The sequence below is a fragment of the Arthrobacter sp. USHLN218 genome, from assembly GCF_037144715.1.
GTDB lineage: Bacteria > Actinomycetota > Actinomycetes > Actinomycetales > Micrococcaceae > Crystallibacter.
The window spans coordinates 90,987-110,177 of sequence record NZ_JBBCYT010000011.1; the positions used below are offsets into that span (position 1 = coordinate 90,987).

Annotated in this window: 19 protein-coding genes and 1 tRNA gene; 11 read left to right on the forward strand and 9 right to left on the reverse strand. The window is 68.1% G+C overall.

Features of this window, described 5'->3' with window-relative positions:
- The first annotated feature begins 38 nt into the window (after positions 1–38).
- The 5 genes from WFH44_RS19970 (at position 39) to WFH44_RS19990 (ending at position 4,851) form a co-directional block, all read left to right on the forward strand.
- Positions 39–1,022, forward strand: a complete 984-nt coding sequence (locus tag WFH44_RS19970) for an NAD(P)H-quinone oxidoreductase (protein ID WP_336716190.1) — start codon at positions 39–41, stop codon at positions 1,020–1,022.
- Positions 1,023–1,141: 119 nt separating this feature from the next.
- Entirely contained in the window at positions 1,142–3,454 is a 2,313-nt protein-coding gene (locus tag WFH44_RS19975; protein WP_336716191.1) for a carbon starvation CstA family protein, read from the forward strand.
- The gene (locus WFH44_RS19980; RefSeq protein ID WP_336716192.1) at positions 3,451–3,654 is read left to right on the forward strand and encodes a YbdD/YjiX family protein; all 204 of its coding nucleotides are present in this window, start codon (positions 3,451–3,453) and stop codon (positions 3,652–3,654) included. Before WFH44_RS19975 ends, WFH44_RS19980 begins: the two co-directional genes overlap by 4 nt.
- A gap of 135 nt (positions 3,655–3,789) precedes the next feature.
- Positions 3,790–4,386, forward strand: coding sequence for a bacterial proteasome activator family protein (locus WFH44_RS19985; RefSeq protein ID WP_336716194.1), 597 nt, complete (start codon positions 3,790–3,792; stop codon positions 4,384–4,386).
- A gap of 3 nt (positions 4,387–4,389) precedes the next feature.
- Positions 4,390–4,851, forward strand: coding sequence for a hypothetical protein (locus WFH44_RS19990; RefSeq protein WP_336716196.1), 462 nt, complete (start codon positions 4,390–4,392; stop codon positions 4,849–4,851).
- Between the two features lie 67 nt (positions 4,852–4,918).
- Here WFH44_RS19990 and WFH44_RS19995 read toward each other — a convergent pair whose 3' ends face one another.
- The 6 genes from WFH44_RS19995 to tmk all read right to left on the reverse strand — a co-directional run bounded on the left by WFH44_RS19995 (position 4,919) and on the right by tmk (position 11,598).
- Positions 4,919–5,167: an SCO4226 family nickel-binding protein gene (locus tag WFH44_RS19995; protein WP_262107815.1), complete on the reverse strand. Its 249-nt coding sequence runs from the start codon at positions 5,165–5,167 to the stop codon at positions 4,919–4,921.
- 188 nt (positions 5,168–5,355) lie between these two features.
- Positions 5,356–7,656, reverse strand: a complete 2,301-nt coding sequence (locus tag WFH44_RS20000) for a bifunctional SulP family inorganic anion transporter/carbonic anhydrase (protein WP_336716243.1) — start codon at positions 7,654–7,656, stop codon at positions 5,356–5,358.
- Positions 7,657–8,040: 384 nt separating this feature from the next.
- Positions 8,041–8,113, reverse strand: a tRNA-Thr gene (locus WFH44_RS20005).
- Between the two features lie 80 nt (positions 8,114–8,193).
- Entirely contained in the window at positions 8,194–9,732 is a 1,539-nt protein-coding gene (locus WFH44_RS20010; protein WP_336716198.1) for an alpha/beta hydrolase, read from the reverse strand.
- 55 nt (positions 9,733–9,787) lie between these two features.
- Positions 9,788–10,927, reverse strand: a complete 1,140-nt coding sequence (locus WFH44_RS20015) for a DNA polymerase III subunit delta' (protein ID WP_336716200.1) — start codon at positions 10,925–10,927, stop codon at positions 9,788–9,790.
- The gene (tmk, locus tag WFH44_RS20020; protein WP_442892940.1) at positions 10,924–11,598 is read right to left on the reverse strand and encodes a dTMP kinase; all 675 of its coding nucleotides are present in this window, start codon (positions 11,596–11,598) and stop codon (positions 10,924–10,926) included. The genes WFH44_RS20015 and tmk overlap by 4 nt, the downstream gene beginning before the upstream one ends.
- 81 nt (positions 11,599–11,679) lie before the next feature.
- Here tmk and WFH44_RS20025 point away from each other — a divergent pair, with 81 nt between their 5' ends.
- Positions 11,680–12,837 (forward strand): trans-sulfuration enzyme family protein, encoded by a 1,158-nt coding sequence (locus WFH44_RS20025; protein WP_336716202.1) that lies wholly within the window; start codon positions 11,680–11,682, stop codon positions 12,835–12,837.
- Positions 12,838–12,865: 28 nt separating this feature from the next.
- Entirely contained in the window at positions 12,866–13,201 is a 336-nt protein-coding gene (locus WFH44_RS20030) for a DUF2516 family protein (RefSeq protein WP_264796876.1), read from the forward strand.
- A gap of 13 nt (positions 13,202–13,214) precedes the next feature.
- Here the strand turns inward: WFH44_RS20030 and WFH44_RS20035 are convergent, their stop codons facing one another.
- The gene (locus tag WFH44_RS20035) at positions 13,215–13,937 is read right to left on the reverse strand and encodes a class I SAM-dependent methyltransferase (RefSeq protein ID WP_336716247.1); all 723 of its coding nucleotides are present in this window, start codon (positions 13,935–13,937) and stop codon (positions 13,215–13,217) included.
- Positions 13,938–14,150: 213 nt separating this feature from the next.
- Between WFH44_RS20035 and WFH44_RS20040 the strand changes: the two genes are divergently transcribed.
- Entirely contained in the window at positions 14,151–14,906 is a 756-nt protein-coding gene (locus tag WFH44_RS20040) for a phosphoglyceromutase (RefSeq protein ID WP_336716204.1), read from the forward strand.
- A gap of 67 nt (positions 14,907–14,973) precedes the next feature.
- Here WFH44_RS20040 and phoU read toward each other — a convergent pair whose 3' ends face one another.
- Positions 14,974–15,633 (reverse strand): phosphate signaling complex protein PhoU, encoded by a 660-nt coding sequence (gene phoU / locus WFH44_RS20045; protein ID WP_336716206.1) that lies wholly within the window; start codon positions 15,631–15,633, stop codon positions 14,974–14,976.
- Positions 15,634–15,816: 183 nt separating this feature from the next.
- Between phoU and WFH44_RS20050 the strand changes: the two genes are divergently transcribed.
- The gene (locus WFH44_RS20050) at positions 15,817–17,025 is read left to right on the forward strand and encodes a sensor histidine kinase (RefSeq protein WP_336716208.1); all 1,209 of its coding nucleotides are present in this window, start codon (positions 15,817–15,819) and stop codon (positions 17,023–17,025) included.
- Positions 17,022–17,702, forward strand: coding sequence for a response regulator transcription factor (locus WFH44_RS20055; protein ID WP_264796872.1), 681 nt, complete (start codon positions 17,022–17,024; stop codon positions 17,700–17,702). The genes WFH44_RS20050 and WFH44_RS20055 overlap by 4 nt, the downstream gene beginning before the upstream one ends.
- A 127-nt stretch (positions 17,703–17,829) precedes the next feature.
- Here WFH44_RS20055 and WFH44_RS20060 read toward each other — a convergent pair whose 3' ends face one another.
- Complete coding sequence (locus tag WFH44_RS20060) at positions 17,830–18,387, reverse strand: hypothetical protein (RefSeq protein WP_336716210.1); 558 nt, start codon at positions 18,385–18,387, stop codon at positions 17,830–17,832.
- Between the two features lie 253 nt (positions 18,388–18,640).
- Here WFH44_RS20060 and WFH44_RS20065 point away from each other — a divergent pair, with 253 nt between their 5' ends.
- Positions 18,641–19,123, forward strand: a complete 483-nt coding sequence (locus WFH44_RS20065) for a CarD family transcriptional regulator (protein WP_262107805.1) — start codon at positions 18,641–18,643, stop codon at positions 19,121–19,123.
- The last annotated feature ends 68 nt before the right edge of the window (positions 19,124–19,191 follow it).

The window sequence follows — 19,191 nt, forward strand, 5'->3', positions numbered from 1 at the left end:
AAGACCAGTCCTCTTTCCCCGAGCTCCAGGAGGCGCAGATGAAGGCCGTTTTCTACCAGGGCGCAGGCGGACCCGAAGTGGTTGAGCTGCGGGATGTTCCGGCTCCGGAAGCCCGGGCGGGCGAGGTGATCGTCGACGTCGTTGCCGCAGGCCTGAACCGGGCCGATGTGCAGCAGCGCCGCGGCGTGTATCCGCCGCCTCCGGGCGCGAGCGACATTCCCGGGCTCGAGGTGTCCGGCCGGATCTCGTCCGTGGGCGAGGGCGTGGAGGGCTGGAAAGCCGGGGACGAGGTGTGCGCCCTGCTGTCCGGCGGCGGCTACGCCGAACGGGTGGCTGTTCCGGCCGGGCAGCTGCTGCCGGTGCCGCCCGGGGTCTCCCTGCTGGACGCCGCAAGCCTGCCGGAGACCGCCGCGACGGTGTTCTCCAACCTCTTCATGGCGGCCGGCGTGCAGGCAGGCGAGAGCGTCCTGATCCACGGGGGCGCCGGAGGCATCGGAACGATGGCCGTGCAGATGGTCCGCTCCTTCGGGGGGATCCCGATGGTGACGGCCGGCTCCCAGGCGAAACTCGACGTCGTACGACCGCTCGGCGCCCAGCTGCTGGTCAATTACCGGGAGGAAGACTTCGTCGAGAGGGTCAAGGAAGCCACCGGCGGCCGCGGGGCGGACGTGATCCTCGATGTCATCGGCGCCAAGTACCTGCAGCGCAACCTCGACGCGCTGGCCACCGCCGGCCGGCTGGTGGTCATCGGACTGCAAGGCGGGGCCAAGGCCGAGCTCGATTTGGGCAAGCTGATGGCGAAGCGGGCCGCGGTCATTGCCACCACCCTGCGCGCGCGGCCGGCGGAGGAGAAGTCCGCCATCGTTCAGGCGGTCCGTGATCATGTCTGGCCGCTGGTGGCTTCCGGCGATATCAAGGTGCAGGTGGGCCGGACCTTTCCGCTGGCGCAGGCCGCCGCGGCGCACGAGTACTTCGATTCGGGCGATCACATCGGGAAAGTCCTCCTGACCGTAGCTGAATAACCGCAGGTCAGCGGGATGATCCTCGGCCGGTGCCAGATTTAGCGGCCAAAGGCTGTGACCCATAGCATGCTGCTGTTAGCCTGCAATTATAAGGTCGCTTCGTTGATCGAGGGAGCATCATGAGCCAGACATCCGCACCACTGCCTGGACGGGACCGGGACCCGGACCCGGACTCCACAGTGTTGGTCCAGGACCCCAACCTTCCGCCCGTCGCCCTAGACCCCGCGGTGATCGCAGCCGAAGACCGGACATGGACGCCGACGAAGATCGCCATTTGGGTCGGCATCGCCCTGCTCGGGGGCGTGAGCTGGAGCATGATTGCCATCGTCCGCGGCGAGCCGATCAATGCCATCTGGTTCGTCTTCGCCGCGGTCTGTACCTATTTCATCGCGTACCGCTTCTACTCGAAGTTCATCGAGAACAAGCTGACGAAGCCGAATGACCTGCGGGCCACGCCCGCCGAGTACAAGGCGGACGGCAAGGACTACGTCGCCACTGACCGGCGGGTGCTGTACGGCCACCACTTCGCCGCGATCGCCGGCGCCGGGCCGCTCGTCGGACCCGTGCTGGCCGCGCAGATGGGCTACCTGCCCGGAACCATCTGGATCATCATCGGCGTGATCCTGGCCGGTGCGGTGCAGGACTACCTGGTGCTGTTCTTCTCGATGCGCCGCGGCGGCCGCTCGCTGGGCCAGATGGCGCGCGAGGAGCTGGGCGTCGTCGGCGGCACGGCGGCGCTAATCGCCACGCTGGCCATCATGATCATCATCGTGGCCATCCTGGCGCTCGTGGTGGTCAACGCGCTGGGCGAGTCCCCATGGGGCGTCTTCTCCGTGTCGATGACCATCCCGATCGCTCTGTTCATGGGCGTCTACCTGCGTTACCTGCGTCCGGGCAAGGTCAGCGAGGTCTCGATCATCGGGTTCGTGCTGCTGATCGCCGCCATCGTCGCCGGCGGCTGGATCGCCGAGACGGAGTGGGGGGCGGCCCTGTTCACGCTGGACCGCACCACCATCGCCTGGGGCATCATCGTCTACGGCTTCATCGCCGCGGTACTGCCGGTGTGGCTGCTGCTGGCCCCGCGCGACTACCTGTCCACGTTCATGAAGATCGGCACCATCATCATGCTGGCCGTGGCCATCGTGCTGGTCCGGCCCGAGATCAACGTCCCGGCCTTCAGCGAATTCGCCGGCCGGGTGGACGGGCCCGTGGTTCCCGGCGCGCTGTGGCCCTTCCTCTTCGTGACCATCGCCTGCGGCGCCCTGTCCGGATTCCACGCCCTGATCGCCTCCGGCACCACGCCGAAGATGCTGCACAAGGAAAGGCAGAGCCGCTTCATTGGCTACGGCGGCATGCTGATGGAGTCGTTCGTGGCGATCATGGCACTGGTCGCGGCGCTCTCGATCGACCGCGGGATCTACTTCGCCATGAACGCCTCCGCGGCGGCCACCGGCGGCACGGTGGAAGGCGCCGTGGCGTTTGTGAACAGCCTCGGCCTGGCCAACGTGAACCTGACGCCGGACATGCTGACCCAGCTGGCCCAGAACGTCGGCGAGGAATCGGTGGTCTCGCGCACCGGCGGCGCACCGACGCTGGCCGTGGGCCTGTCGCAGATCATGCACGGTTTGATTGGCGGCGTCGGCATGATGGGCTTCTGGTACCACTTCGCCATCATGTTCGAGGCGCTGTTCATCCTGACCGCGGTCGACGCCGGAACCCGGGTGGCGCGGTTCATGCTCCAGGACACCATCGGCAACTTCATTCCGCAGTTCAAGAACGTCTCCTGGCGGCCGGGCGTATGGATCTGCACGGCCATCATGGTCGCCGGGTGGGGGTACATCCTGATCCTCGGCGTTACGGATCCGCTCGGGGGCATCAACACGTTCTTCCCGCTGTTCGGCATCGCGAACCAGTTGCTGGCCGCCATCGCGCTCGCGGTTTGCCTGGCCATCGTCGCCAAACGCGGCGCCTTCAAGTACCTCTGGATCGTTGCACTGCCGCTGGCGTTTGCCTCGGTGATCACTATTTGGGCGTCCATCCTGAAGATCTTCTCCCCGGATGTGCGCGTGGGCTACTGGGCCAACAACGCTGCGTACCGGGGGGCGCTGGCCTCCGGCGAGACCAGTTTCGGCAACGCGAAGTCGGTCGCGGAGATGGAGGCGGTTGTCCGCAACACTACGGTCCAGGGCACGCTGTCCATCGTGTTCGTGGTCCTGACCATCATTGTGATTGCGACGGCGATCGCCGTCACGATCAGGGCGTGGCAGCGGGGCGGCGGGGCCTCCCACGAGGAGCCCGCCACCGTCTCGGCCACGTACGCACCGGCCGGCCTGATCGCCACGCCCGCGGAACGCGAGCTGGACAAGCAGTGGAACCAGTTGCCGGATGAGCTCAGGCTGGAGCGCGCACACCATCACGGGCAGCGGTCATGAACCATGCGCTGGCACGAGCCCGCGAGGGCTGGCACGGATTCGTCTGGTTCTTCAAGGGCATGATGGGCGAGAACGCCTATCGGGATTACCTGGACTTCCACCGCCGCACCCACCCCGGCGCCACACCGATGACCGAGCGGGAGTTTTGGCGGGACAAGACGGACCGGCAGGATCGCAACCCTGAAGGCCGCTGCTGCTGACACCACCGGCACGCATGAAGGCACCGCCCGCTGGCGCACAGCGAACGGGCGGTGCCTTTGTCCGTCGCGGACGACGTCGGCGGTGCCTGCCCGATGTCCCGCCGGAATGTCCCTATCCTCTGGCAAGATGAGACCATGACTGACGAGCAGATACCGCAGGCGGACGATCCGGTCCTCGAGGGCGCGGTGGCGTCCGGCGAAACGGACGCCGTCCGGGCCCCGGCCAAGGAGAACGGCAAGAAGGGCACCTCGCTCCACGACCTGGTGGATGAGCCGGCCAAGGTCATGCGCATCGGCACCATGGTCCGGCAACTGCTCGAGGAGGTGCGCAGCGCCCCGCTCGATGACGCCGCGCGCACCCGCCTCGCGGAGATCCACGAGCGGTCCATCAAGGAACTCGAGGACGGCCTGGCGCCCGAGCTGATGGACGAGCTCGAACGCATCAACCTGCCCTTCGGTGAAGACTCCATCCCCTCGGATGCCGAACTGCGGATCGCCCAGGCCCAGCTGGTCGGCTGGCTCGAAGGCCTCTTCCACGGGATCCAGACCGCCATCGCGGCCCAGCAGGCGGCAACCCAGCAGATGGCCGCCCGCCTGCAGCTGCGCCAGCTGCCGCCGGGAACCGTCATCGCGCCCGGCGTCGTCATCGGCGAGGACGGCGAGCCCCGCCGCGCCGAAGGGTCCGAATCGGAGAACGCGCCGGCCCACCCGCGCCCGGGCCAGTACCTGTAGCGGATGGAGTTCTTCGGCGCCGCCCGGCAGGCCCGCCGGGATGACAAGGAGCTGGGCAAGGGCATCTGGCGGCGCACGCACGACCGCTTCATGCGCGGACTGGACCGCTACCACCAGGTTCTTGAGGGCGTAGCGGATGACGCCCTCTACGACGAGCTCGTCGTGATCGCCAACGAACTGTCCGCCCAGCTACCGCAGGTCCGGACCTGCTGCGCGCAGGCCCAGAGGCTGCACCCGAGCGACGGACTGGACATCCCCGGCGGCAGCCTCTCGGCCGTCCACCGCTGCCTGTCCAAGGCCGGCAATTCCCTCGCGGCCGCCGCCGAGGCAGCCGCCATGGCGCGGCTGGCCACCGATGCGGCAGGCTCGGCCCGCGCGGCGGAAAGCGTTCGACGGCGGGCGGCCATCGTCGTCGAGGACGTCGCCGAGGCGGTCCGGCTGCTGGACGGGCGGGACGCGCGCTAGCAGCGCGCGGAAACGAAGGATCCCTGCTTCGCTCGGAAGCAGGGATCCGGTTCGCTCCAGGCAGGCGTCAGACCACAAGCGGGACCGCGTGCACCTCATCAGCGCGGTGGCCGGCGCGCTCGTGGATCCGTTGCACCGCGTCGGCCGACGGCGCTTCGGACAGGCAGTAGACGACGCCGCTCTCGGGATCTGCCCATGCCTGTTTGAAGACGACCTTCTCGTCGTCCTGGATAGCAAGGTCCGCATTGTGCGCTTCCCTCAGCGCCTCGGCGGTGATCCCGACCATGTTGTGATGAACATCCATGAACTCAGGCATGATGACGTTCCTTTCTTGGCCATGTTGCTGAACGGGCGCTGTTCGGCGTCCGCTGTTCCTGATGATGGCGGCAGGCGCCGGCATCATCAGGAACGGCGCGGATTCGACAGGTCTGCCCAGGAATCCTAGTTCCATAGTGCTCTTCCCCGCGGAACCATGACAATGGCCGGCGGCGGGAACCTGCGGGGTCAGGCGACAGGCTGTTCCTGCCCGGCGCGGCCGGCGTCCGACGCTTCCGGGGCAGGGGCCAGGCGCTCGATGCCATCGGGCGTGACCAGGACGGCGCGGGCGGTGGCGATGTCGTAGAACAAGCCGATGGCCTCAATACGCCCCTCCGCCAGTGCCGGCCCGGCCGCCGGATGCTCCTCGAGCTTGCGCAGCTGGAGGGCCACGTTGACCATGCTCAGCTGGTCCAGCTTGCCGTAGCCGGCTGCTGCCGCGGCGCGGGCGACGGGGTGGCCGGACGCCAGCTCCCGATGGCTTGGGCGGGCATGGTCGAGCCACGCGTCGAAGCCGCTGCCGAGCGAAGGGGAACCCGCGCCCTCCGCGTCGGCCAGCACGGCCTTCATGGCCCCGCAGTTGGAGTGTCCGCAGACAACGATCGAGTCCACGGACAGACCGTGCACGGCGAAGGAGAGCGCCGAATCCACGGAAGCATCGCTGGACACCACGTTGCCGATGTTCCTCAGGGTCAGGAGGTCGCCGGGACCGCTGCTGGTAAGGAGGTTGGGGTTGACCCGGGAGTCGACGCACGCGATGAACAGGGTGTCGGGGTTCTGGCCGTTCGCCAGGTCCTGCACCAGCGGGCGGACCTTGTCGGCATACCGGCGGTGGTACTTGTCAATGCCCAGGAGGATGGACCTCAGGGGAGGCTCGCCGCCGTCGTCGTTACCCGCCGCATCCGCCGCTGCGGTTTGCCCGCCGACAGCGGCCGCGGCCGCAGCCCCGGACGGCGCGCCGGGCGCGGCCGCCGGATCCGGCTGCCAGGAGGCCCTCGGCGGCAGCGGAAACTCCCGCGGTTCCTGGCGTTCGGGCGTGCAGTCGGCGGCATCCCGGAACGCGGTGGTCCCGTGCTCTTCCAGCACGACGGATCCGCCCAAGGCGCAGTACTGGCCCTGCCAGGCGAGCAGGGCCTCGCGGAAGGAATGGTCCAGGTAGTCGGCGTTGAGCTCCACCACCACCTCGCGGCCTTCGGGCAGCGAATGGAGCACGTGGTTCAGCCGGGGCAGGGCGAAGAAGCTGCAGGATCCGGCGATCGTGACGCGCCACGGCGCCGAGGGCATGGCCGGTTCGTGCACCTGCATCGGCGCCCGGAGGATCCGCCACAGCACGCATGCCGCGGCCAGTGCCAGGCCGATCAGGACGCCTTCCAGCAAGTTGAGGAAGACCACGCACCCGAGCGTGGTGACGTAGACCAGCAGGTCGCCCGTGCGGCGGCTCGTCTTGATGTCGGCCAGCTTGACCAGCCGCGCGCCGATGACCACGAGCAGGCCCGCCAGCACCGCCATCGGAATCAGCTGGATCAGCCAGGCGAACAACGCCGAGAACACCAGGATCCAGACGCCGTGCAGGACCGCCGAGGTCCGGGATGCCGCGCCGGCCTCGACATTGGTGGCGGAGCGGACGATGACGCCGGTGACCGGCAGCCCGCCCAGCATCCCGGAAACCATGTTCGCTGACCCCTGGCCCACGAGTTCACGGTTGAAGTTCGTGCGCGGGCCGTTCTGCATCTTGTCCACGGCAACGGCGGAGAGCAGCGACTCGATACTGGCAATCAAGGCCACCGTAACGACGGCGAGGGCGACCCCGCGCCAGTTGTCCTCCGGCAGGCTCGGCAGCGCGACCGCGTCGAATATCGAACCGCTGAACGAAATCCGTTCGACGTCCGCCGCGAGCAGCACCGACAGCGCCGTCCCGAGGGCCACGGCCGCCAGCGGTCCGGGAACCCGCCGCACCGGACGGGGCAGGTACTTCCAGCCGAGCAGGACGGCGACGACCGTCCCGCCCAGCAGGAAGGCCTGCAGTTCAAGCGCCACCACCGCGGCGGGAAGGGCGGCAATGTTCGCGAGCGCCGAATCTTCCGGCTGGCCGCCGAGCAGGACCTGGACCTGCTGGAGCACGATCGTGATGCCGATGCCGGCCAGCATCGCCTTGACCACAACGGGCGAAACGGCCAGGGCGGCCCGCCCGACCCTGCTCAGGCCCAGCAGGAGCTGCACGACGCCGGCGGCAGCGGTGATCGCGCAGGTCACCTGCCAGCCGAACTGATCGACCAGTCCGGCGACGACAACGGTGAGGCCCGCGGCCGGGCCGCTGACCTGCAGCGCCGAGCCGCCAAGGCTTCCGGCCACGATGCCGCCCACGGCGGCGGCGATCAGGCCGGCCATCACCGGGGCGCCGGAGGCGGCCGCGATGCCGAGGGACAGCGGGAGGGCCACGAGGAAGACGACGAGCGACGCGGGGAGATCGGCGCCCAGGTTGTTCAGCAGCGGTAGGGACCTGAGTCTGGTGCGGCCGCTGGCCGGCCGCCTCCCGTCACCGGCAGGGCCTCCGGAAGTGCCCGAAACAGCAGAATGGTCGTTTCGTCGGGTCACGCGCTTCCCATCATTCGAGATACAGGGGTCGCGACCACGGTACGCAGGATGGCCGTGGCATTTACAGGCTGACTAGGGCATTTATTGGCGGATGTGAGGGAAACAACGCTGGCGGCAGTCCTCCAGGTGAACAACGCCGGGGCCGGGGCCGCTGTCCTGGCCGAGGTCTGTACAGCGGGGAGTGCGGCTGCTAGGGGGCGGCGGGCATCCACCGGACACGAGGCATCGGACAGCGGAAAAGCCCTCGGACTCCACTGGAATCCGAGGGCTTTTGAACGGAGCCCCCTGCCAGAATCGAACTGGCGACCTTTTCATTACGAGTGAAACGCTCTACCGACTGAGCTAAGGAGGCGGAGGATTCACTCGGCTGTGCCGGGCGGAATCCACAAGGAATAACTATAGGAGAGCATCCGCGCGCGGGTCAAAACAGGCTTAGCAAACCGCCCCGTCCTTCGGCATGGTGCCGTCGATGAAGTAGGCGTCCACGGCGTCCTGCACGCACTTGTTGCCGCGGCTGTAGGCGGTATGGCCCTCGGCGTCGAAGGTCAGCAGGGAGGCTGACTCGAAGGACGCGGCCATGGATTCGGCCCACTCGTAAGGCGTCGCCGGATCCCCGGTGGTACCGACTACCAGGATGGGGTCCGCGCCCTCGGCCTTCACCGGCGCCGGCGTCCGCACGGCATCGTAGGACCAGTTCTCGCAGGTCGTCCCGCCGTAGGCCAAGTAGCGGCCGAGGGTGGGGGAGGCGTCTTCCAGTGCCTTGGCTTCCTCGCGCATGGCGTCGAGGCCGGACTCCATCGGGTAGTCGAGGCAGTTGATCGCGGTGAAGGCCTCGGTGCTGTTGCCGGTGTAGCTGCCGTCCGGCTGCCGCTCGGCGCCGAGGTCCGACAGCCGCAGCATCTCCGTCGGGTCCCCGCCGAACGCGCCCTTGAGCGCCGCGGTCAGGGCGGGCCAGTTCTGGTCGTTGTAGAGCGGGACGATGAGCCCGGAGACGAACATGCCGACGGTGACCAGCCGGCCGTCCGCGGCCGTCATCGGATTGTCCTCCACCGCGGCGATCAGGTCCCGGATCTGGCCCACCGCGGCATCGGCGGTCCCGTCCATGGGGCAGTCGGAGGACTGCAGGCAGCTCTCCGCGTAGCTATGGATGGCGGCCTCGAACGCCTTGGCCTGCCCCAGGGTGACTTCGGCGTTGCTCAGCGACGGATCCAGTGCTCCGTCCAGCACCAGGCGGCCCACGCGCTCGGGGAACAGATCGGCGTAGGTAGCGCCCAGGAAGGTGCCGTAGGAGAAGCCCAAGTAGTTCAGCTTCGCGTCGCCCACCGCGGCCCGCAGGATGTCCATGTCCTTGGCGGCGCTGACGGTGTCCACGTGGCCGAGCACCTCGCCGGTCTTCTCGGCGCACTCCTGGGCCAGCTCCTTGGAGTCCCGCGCGGCCTCGGCCAGGCCTGCGTCCGTGTCCAGGTCGTACTGGACCTGCCGCGCCTCGTCCTTCTCCTTGTCCGACATGCACTTCACCGGGGCCGAGCGCTTCACGCCGCGCGGGTCGAAGCCGACGATGTCGTAGTTCCGGCGCAGCTCCTCGGTGGTCATGTACGCGAGCGAGTCTTTCACCGTGTCATAGCCGGAGCCGCCGGGGCCGCCCGGATTCAGCAGGATGGACCCCTTCGAACCGTTCCCGGCCGAGCTGCGGATGGCCGCGATCTCGATCCGTTCACCGTCCGGCTCGGCGTAGTCCATCGGCACTTCGACCTTGGCGCATTGGAACTGCTGTTCGCAGTCCTTCCAGGCAACGTCCTGCGCGTAATAGGACTTGAGCGCCGGATCGACCGTGCCCGGATCCGCCGCGTTCCCGGATGCGGACGGCTCCGGCGGCTGGGGGAGCAGCCCGCAGCCCGCGAGCATCAGGAGTACGACGGCGGCCGCTCCGGTTGTGAGGGCACGGCGGCTTCGGCGCGGTGATAGGCGCATTAAAGGATTCCACTCCTGGGTCGTCGGCAAGGGGAGTCGGGGACCGGACGCTGCTTCACAGCAGGCTGACCACCATGGCTTCCATGGCAAGCACGGGCGCCACATTGGTCTGCAGGCGCTTGCGGGCCTGGGCAATCGCGTCCAACCTGCCCAACGTCTGTTCGGGGGAGGATTGTTCCGCGAAGGCCGCCAGCTCGGGCCGCAGGTACTCGTTGACGAGTTCCGTCCGGGTTCCCAGCTGCAGCGTCAGTACGTCGCGGAAGAATGTGGTCAGGTCGATCATCACCCGGTCCAGCGAGTCGCTCAGGCTGCGTTTGGCCCGGCGCTTCTGTTCTTCCTCCAGCGCCTTGAGCTGGCTGCGCATGGCCGGCGGCAGGGTTCCGGTTTCCGGTGCGCCCAGCGTGTGCAGCAGCGCCTCCCGCTCGGCTGCATTGCGTTCCTCGGCGGCGGCCGCCGCTTCCGCGTTGGAAAGTTCCACCAGTTCGCCCGCGGCCATCACGGCGTCGGAGACTCCGCGGAGGCGGAGGGGAAGCCGGACGATGGTGTCCCGGCGGGTCCGGGCGTCCTCGTTCCGGGCCAGGCGGCGGGCCACTCCGATGTGGCTCTGCGAGACACGGGCGGCAAACTCGGCCAGCTCGGGGGTGGCCCCGTCCCTGCGGACCAGCAGTTCGGCCACGTCGCCGATGGACGGTATCCGCAGTCCCACCGGGCGGCAGCGCGAGCGGATCGTGACCAGGACGTCCGCCGGACTCGGCGCGCAGAGCAGCCAGACGGTGCGCGGCGGAGGCTCTTCGATGGCCTTGAGGAGCACGTTGGTGGTGCGTTCGGTCATCCGGTCGGCATCTTCGATGATGATCACGCGCCACCGTCCCGAGGACGGCTTGTCCTGTGCCTTCGTCACCCACTCGCGCACGTCCTCGATCCGGAAAGTGACGTTCTCCGTGGCCATGACCGACACGTCCGCGTGGGAGCCGGCCAGGGCCGTGCGGCAGGCATGGCATTCCCCGCAGCCGCGGTCCTCCGGCCGGGGCTGCTCGCAGACCAGCGCGGCGGCGAAGGAACGGGCCGCGTTGGAGCGGCCGGAACCGGGGGGCCCGGTGAACAGCCAGGCATGGTGCGGGTGCTCGGCAGCCGCGGCACGGCTGAGCTGCTCCACCACGGCGTCCTGTCCGGGAAGGTCGGTCCAGACGCTCATCCGCGCATCCCGCAGATCCGTTCCATGATGGCCTCGGTCAGCTCCTCCCGGTCCTGCCCGGCGTCCAGCACCAGGTAGTGCTCCGGCCGGGCGGCGGCAAGCTCCAGGAAAGCTGCGCGGATGCGCGAGTGGAAATCGTCCGGCTCCGATTCCATCCGGTCTTCGCCCTCCGCGGCGCGGCGGTCGCGGCCGCGTTCCGGGTCGACGTCCAGCAGGACGGTGAGGTCCGGAAGGACTCCGCCGGTTGCCCACAGATTGAGTTCGCGGACGGCTTCGAGCCCGAGTCTGCGGCCGGCGCCCTGGTACGCCACCGAGGAGTCGATGAAGCGGTCGCACAGGACAATTTCCCCGCGTTCCAGCGCGGGCACGATGACCTGCCGGACGTGGGCCGCGCGCGAGGCGGCGAAGATCAGGGCTTCGGTGCGCGAATCGATGTCCCCGTGGCCGTGCTCGAGGACCAGGGCGCGCAGCTTCTCGCCCACCGGTGTTCCCCCGGGCTCCCGGGTGCGGAGCACGGTGCGGCCGAGTGATTCCAGGCGGGCCTGGACAGCGGCAGCCTGCGTGGACTTTCCCGCCCCGTCGCCTCCTTCGAACGCGATGAACAAGCCGCCGTTCCTCGCCGGCGCGGTGGCCGCCGCAGGGACAGGCAGGGGATGGCTCTCGGAAGTCACCAGACCAGCCTATCGGGTCCGGCGGGGCGCCGGAGAAGTCACAGTTATCCTGTGGACAGCCGCCGGGTCTACCCTTCTTTCATGAGCCAGCACTCGTCCCAGCATCCCGAATTCCTGGCGCCGGACACCGTTGTGGTGGCCGGCGGTCGCCCCGACCGAACGCACGACGCCCCCGTCAATCCGCCGGTGGTGCTGTCGTCGACATTCGTCGGCCAGGGCGAGGTCTACGAAGGGGACCGGGCCTACGGCCGCTACGCGAACCCGAGCTGGGATCCGTTCGAGGAGACCCTGGGCCAACTGGAGGGGTCGGAGCTTCCCGCCCTCGTCTTCGCCTCCGGCCTCGCCGCCGTCTCCGCCGCGTTGTCCCTGGTGCCCTCGGGCGGCGTCGTCGTGATGCCGCGGCACAGCTACCAGGGCAGCCTGGCGTTGTCGCAGGACCTGGCCGACCGCGGTGCCCTGACGGTCCGCCCCGTGGACATCGCCGACACCGAGGCGGTCAAGGCGGCGTTGGACGGCGCCGACGCCCTGTGGCTGGAAAGCCCCACCAACCCGATGCTGGAGATCGCCGAGATCCGCGTCCTCGCCGCCGCGGCGCACGACGCCGGGGCCCTGGTGATCGCCGACAACACCTTCTCCACCCCGCTGGGCCAGCGCCCCCTGAAAAGCGGAGTCGACGTCGTCGTACACTCCGTCACTAAGTACCTGGCCGGCCACTCCGACGTCGTCCTCGGCGCGGTGGTGACCTCGGATCCAGCCCTCCGCACCCGCCTGCTGTCCTACCGCTCGCTGCGCGGCGCGATCGCCGGGCCGTTCGAGGTCTGGCTGGCCCTGCGCGGTCTGCGCACGCTCGCGCTGCGGATCGAGCGCTCGCAGGCCACCGCCATGGAGCTGGCCCGCAAGCTGCAGGAACACCCGCGCGTGGAGGCCGTGCGCTACCCGGGGCTGCCCGGCGACCCCGGACATGAGCGGGCCGCCGCGCAGATGGACGGCTTCGGCTCCATCATCGCCATCACGGTCCGGGGCGGCGCCGAGGCTGCGGACGCCGTCGTGGAGGCCCTGCAGCTGTGGACTCCCGCGACGTCGCTCGGCGGAGTCGAGTCGCTGATCGAGCGCCGCCGGCGCCATGCCAACGAGCCCGCCTCCGTGCCGGAACACCTGCTGCGGCTTTCCGTCGGGATCGAGAACGCCGCGGACCTGTGGGCCGACCTCGACCGGGCGCTCCAGAAAGTGCAGGACTAACCGGACTCCGAACCGTTAGGCTGGAGACGTGCTGATTGCGTATGAGATTCAGGAATGGCTCTACCGGTGCCTGGGCTACGTGGCCCTCGGCATCGAACTGTGGGCGCTCATCGACTGCGTGGGCCGCAAGGGCGAGCACTTCCAGGCCGCTTTCAAGCGCACCAAGGGTTTCTGGATCGGCATGACGGCCGCTGCAACCGCGGTCGGCGCGCTGTCCCTCTTCGGCGGTGGATTGGGCACGTGGATGCTGTTCCAGCTGGCCGCCGTGATCGCCGCCTCCGTCTACCTGGCGGACGTCAAGCCGGCACTGAATGAGCTCAAGGGCTCCGGCGGCAGCGCCTACGGGCCCTACGGCCCCTGGTAGGTACGGGGACGGCCTAGTCCGGGCGGACGGCCGTCCAGCCGACGGTGATTTCCCCGAGCCGCCACCGCGCCGGGCCGTCCTGCACGGGCCAGCCGGCCGTCCGCATCATGCGGCACATGGACAGCCACCGCTGGCGGTTCCCGAAAGAGGCGACGGCGGCAGATTCTGCCCAGCACCGGTCCAGCGCCTGCAGGTAGGAGTGGACGCGTTCGCCGGAAACATTGTGGTGGATCAGCGCCTTGGGCAGCCGCTCGGCCACGTCGGAGGGCCGCTCGAACGCCCCGAAGCGCAGCGAGATGCTCAGGGAAACCGGGCCGCCCGGCTCCACCGCGACCCATGTGGCCCGGCGCCCGATTTCGTCGCAGGTGCCGTCTATGAACACACCGCCCGGGGCCAGCCGGTCCCGTACGGTGTCCCAGTGCGCGCCGTACTCGGACTCGGCGTACTGCCGCAGGACATTGAAGGCCCGCACCACTGCCGGCCGGCGTCCGGGCACCGGGATCTCGAAACCGCCTTGCCGGAAGCTCAGCCCGGGGCGTTCCAGCGGCTTCGCCCGCAGGACGCGGTCCGGCTCGATCTCGACGCCGATCACTTCCACGTCCGCGCGCAGCCTGGAGACCCGGTGGTGAAGTTCGACGGCGGTGGTCGGCGACGCGCCGTAGCCCAGGTCGATCACGAGCGGGTCCGCGGCCGAGCGCAGCAGGGCTCCCCGGGGACCGCACAGCCAGCGGTCCATCCGGCGCAGCCGGTTCGGATTGGTGGTGCCCCGCGTGACCGCTCCGATCGGCTTGGCGGTTTTCGGGCGGACGGCAGCTGCGGGACGGGAGCTCGGCACGGAAAATCAGAATAGACTCCGCGGACGCCAGGTTGTTCCATTCAGCACCTGCGAGTGCGTAACGTCACGGCACGGGAGAGGGCCCGGCATAGGCTGGCGGATAGGATGAACGCCATGACTGCCTCGACGAACTACAAGTTGATTCTGCTGCGGCACGGCCAAAGCGACTGGAATGAGAAGAACCTTTTCACCGGCTGGGTGGATGTTCCCCTGACCGACCAGGGACGGGCCGAGGCCAAGCGCGGCGGCGAGCTGCTGGTCGAGGCAGGCATCCTTCCGGATGTGCTCTACACCTCCCGGCTCAAGCGTGCCATCGTCACCGCGAACATCGCCCTCGAGGCCGCTGACCGCGACTGGATCGACGTCAAGCGCAACTGGCGGCTGAACGAGCGCCACTACGGAGCCCTGCAGGGCAAGGACAAGACCCAGATCCGCGAGGAGTTCGGCGACGACCAGTTCATGCTGTGGCGCCGCTCCTACGACACCCCGCCGCCTGAGCTGGACGACTCGAGCGAGTGGTCGCAGGCGAAAGACCCGCGCTACGCGGACCTGGCCTCGGTCCCGCGTACCGAGTGCCTCAAGGACGTGCTGGAGCGCTTCCTGCCTTACTGGGAGTCGGACATCTCCAAGGACGTGCTCAGCGGCCGCACCGTCATGGTGACCGCCCACGGCAACTCCCTGCGCGCGCTGGTCAAGCACCTCGACGGCATCAGTGACGATGACATCGCGGCGCTGAACATCCCCACCGGCATCCCGCTCGTCTACGAGCTCGACGAGAACCTGAAGCCGGTCAAGGCCGGCGGCACCTACCTGGACGCCGACGCGGCGGCCGCGGCAATCGAGGCGGTAGCCAACCAGGGCAAGAAGTAGCAGCCCCAGGACACACAGAAGGCCGGTTCCCTGCTCGGGACCGGCCTTCTGTCTGCTCGGATGCCGGCTAGACGGCGTCGCCGTTGACGGTCCACTCGCCGGTGACCAGGTAGGTCACCTTGCGGCTCACGGAGATGCCGTGGTCCGCAAAGCGCTCGAAGTAGCGGCTGGCAAGGGCAACATCCACGGCGGTCGCCGGCGAGCCCGAGAAGTCCGGGGCGGCAATGGCCTTGAAGATCCCGGCGTGGAGCTCGTTGACCCGGTCGTTGTGCCGGGCGATGTCGCGGGCGAGGTCCAGGTCGCGCGTGTCCAGCAGCTGGGTCAGCAGCCGGGAAATGGCGATGTCCTGCTCGGCGAACTCGTCGAAGGTCGGGCGCAGGTGCTCGGGGACCACCAGTTCCGGGTAGCGCATCCGGGCCAGCTGGGCGATGTGGCGCGCCAGGTCGCCCATGCGCTCGAGCGAGGCGCTCATGCGCAGCGAGCCGACGATGACGCGCAGGTCCGAAGCCACCGGGCCCTGCAGGGCCAGAATCTCGATGGCGCGTTCATCCAGGTTGTTCTGGAGGAAGTCGATCCGTGCGTCGGAAGCGATGACGTCCTGCGCGAGTTCGGTATCCGCAGTGGTGAAAGCCGTGTTCGCCTTCTCGATGGCCTCGGTCACGAGCCGCGAGATCTCGACCAGCTGTTCGCCTACCTGATGGAGCTCCGCTTGAAATACCTTTCGCACAGGCCGTCCTTTCATTTTGTCTTTAGCCACACTCAGTCGACCGCGCAGCAGCCACAGTCACAGTGGAGACTGCCACCGCGCCGTTAACATCCGGTGCTTCTCTAAGTGAACGTTAGTTGAACCCCTGACTGAATGCCACCAAATCCGGGGAGGGTGACGTCTGCCGCGGCATAAGCTATAGGCGTGGAACCTCTGATGATCGCCCTGCTGGCCGGGCTGGTCGGCCTGCTGATGGGCGCCTTCGGCGTGCTGGCCTTCCGGCTCAGCGAACGCCAGCGACGCCAGGTGGAGGTTGCCGAGCCCACCATCCGCGAAGGCGCAGCGGAAGTCCTCGCCGTCGTCGGACGCGCCTATGTCATTGTCGACGTGATCGACGGCGTGGTGCGTGCAAGCCCGGGTGCGTACGCCTACGGGCTGGTGCGCGGCCACACCGTGGTCCATAAGGAACTGCTGGAGCTGACTGCGAGGGTCCGCCGCGACGGCGTGATCGAGGAGCGCCAGCTGGAACTGCCCCGGGGCCCGTTCGGGCAGGGCAGCATCATCGTGCAGGTTCGGGTGGCACCGATTGGGGACGACTACATCCTGCTGCTGGCCGACGACCGCACGGAAATCACCCGCACCGAGGCCATGCGCAACGACTTCGTGGCCAACGTCTCGCACGAACTGAAGACCCCGGTCGGGGCGCTGTCGCTGCTCGCCGAGGCGATCGAGGGCGCGGCCGACGACGAGGAGGCGGTCCGCCGGTTCGCGCTGCGGATGCAGAAGGAAGCCACGCGGCTGGGCGCGCTGGTGCAGGACATCATCGAACTCTCCCGGCTGCAGGCCGCCGACGTGGTCCAAACCGGCACGGCCGTGGACCTTAACCCGGTGGTGGCCGAGGCCGTGGACCGCAACCGCCTGACCGCGGACAGCAAGGACATCCAGATCATCGTGGGCGGCAAGGTCGAGGAAAAGGTCTACGGGGACCCGGACCTGCTGATGACCGCCCTGCGGAACCTGATCGAGAACGCCATCAGGTACGCGCCCGAACACTCCAAGGTGGGCGTGGGCCTGCGGTTCCGCGACGGACTCGCGACCATCTCCGTAACGGACCAGGGACCGGGCATCACGGCCGAAGAGCAGGACCGCATCTTCGAACGGTTCTACCGGGTGGACGCCGCCCGTTCCCGCCAGACCGGCGGAACCGGCCTTGGGCTGAGCATCGTCAAACACATCATTTCCCAGCACGGCGGCGAGGTGTCGGTGTGGTCGCAGCCCGGCCAGGGATCGACCTTCACCGTCCGCCTGCCTGAGATGGACCAGACCGAAGAGGAAACGGAGGCCGGCGGCGAGCCGGCTGAGCCGACAAAAAAGGGCTCCAACGGGGCCCGTGAGCAAGGAGTTAGTGCTTGACCCGCATTTTGGTTGTCGAAGACGAAGAGTCGTTGAGCGATCCGCTCAGCTACCTTCTGGGGAAAGAGGGCTTTGAAGTGCAGGTCGTCGACAACGGGCTGGACGCCGTTGTCGAGTTCGACCGCTCGGGTGCCGACCTGGTCCTGCTGGACCTCATGCTTCCGGGCCAGTCCGGCACGGAGGTCTGCCGCCAGCTGCGCCAGCGCTCGAATGTGCCCGTCATCATGCTGACGGCCAAGGACGCCGAAATCGACAAGGTCGTCGGCCTGGAGCTGGGCGCGGATGACTATGTCACCAAGCCATACTCGTCCCGCGAGCTCGTCGCGCGGGTGCGCGCGGTGCTGCGCCGGCAGGGCGAGCCGGAAGAGCTGATCTCCAACACGGTGCAGTCCGGCCCCGTGCGGATGGACGTGGAACGGCACGTGGTCAGCGTTTCCGGGGAACCCATCTCGCTGCCCCTGAAGGAGTTCGAACTGCTCGAAATGCTGCTTCGCAACGCAGGCCGCGTCCTCACCCGCGGGCAGCTCATCGACCGGGTCTGGGGTTCCGACTACGTCGGGGACACCAAGACCCTCGACGTGCACGTCAAGCGCCTGCGCGGCAAGATCGAACCGGACCCGTCCGCACCCCGCTACCTGGTGACGGTCCGCGGGCTGGGCTACAAGTTCGAGCCCTAGGCAGATGCTTCGAAGCGACCGCCGTGGCGTGGACACATAGGCTCACGCCGGCGAAGCAAACGCAAAGGAGGGCCGCATCCGTTCAAGGATGCGGCCCTCCTTCGTGAGTCCGGTAGGGGCAGCCCGGTTAGTGACCGGCCTCGGTCGGCGCCGGGGTGGCGGAACCGGAGGGAGCCGCGGCACCGCTCTCGGCCGGTGCCGGGGACGCCGCGGAGCTCGGAACGAAGGGCTTGTACTCGGCCAGCGACCCGTCCAGTACCGGCACGCCGAGCTCGGTGGACTCCGAGTTGACCTTTACCTCGAGGTTCACCAGGGCACCCGGGTCCGCGCCCGGGGTCTCGACGATCGTTTTGTTCTCATCCTGTTCGAAGCGGATCTGCCCGTTCGCCGGAACCGTGACGCTCGCCGTGCCGCCCGTACCGGTCACCGTCACCTGCACGGGGGAGTCGGAGGAGTTACTGGCGGTGCCCAGCACCCGTGCCTGCGAATCGCCGTCGGCGGCGACCAGCATCAGGTTGCGCAGCAGGATGGGGCCGACGTTGGCCACGATGCCGTCGCTTGCGGCGTACGAGAAGGTAGTCGCCTGGTCGTTAATGGTGCTGCACCCAGCGGACCCCAGGAGGGCTAGCGCGGCGGTGCCAATTGCTAGGGCACGCTGCACACGGTTCTTCGGCGCAATCTTCACGGCAGGGACTCCTCATTCAAAGGCTTTACATCGAGCGGGAGCTGTACACAGCTCAGCCATAGCCTACCGGCAGTCCCGGCAAAAGTTGGATTCCTCCGGCGTAACCAACCTGCCCGCATGCATCAAATTCGCTCTTCGTCAAGGGGTGGCCGGCGCCGAATCGCTGCAATGGCGCGGATCGGCGCCCACCCGGCGGCCCGGGGAGACCGTAAGCGGCATGATAAACTTGTCTGTGGGAAAGGGGAAAGTCCACATGGTATTTGAGGTCGGCGAGACGGTTGTTTACCCTCACCACGGTGCTGCGAAGATCGAAGAGATCAAGATGCGCACCATCAAGGGCGAAGAGAAGATGTATCTCAAGCTCCGAGTGGCTCAGGGTGACCTGACCATTGAGGTTCCGGCGGAGAACGTAGATCTGGTAGGCGTTCGTGATGTGGTGGGCAAGGAAGGCCTGGAGCACGTGTTTGACGTACTCCGTGCCGAGTTCACCGAGGAACCCACGAACTGGTCGCGCCGCTACAAGGCCAACTTGGAGAAGCTCGCATCCGGCGACGTTATCAAAGTTGCCGAGGTAGTGCGCGATCTGTGGCGGCGGGAACAGGACCGCGGCCTGTCGGCAGGCGAAAAGCGCATGCTGGCCAAGGCCCGGCAAATCCTGGTTTCGGAGCTGGCCCTTGCGGAAAAGACAGACGAAGACAAGGCGGCGGCAGTGCTGGACGAGGTGCTTGCGTCCTAGCAGCCTAGACTGCCCCTGAAAGCCCCGGCGGCCGGTCCCAGCGGACCGGCCGCCTTTTTCGTGCCGGT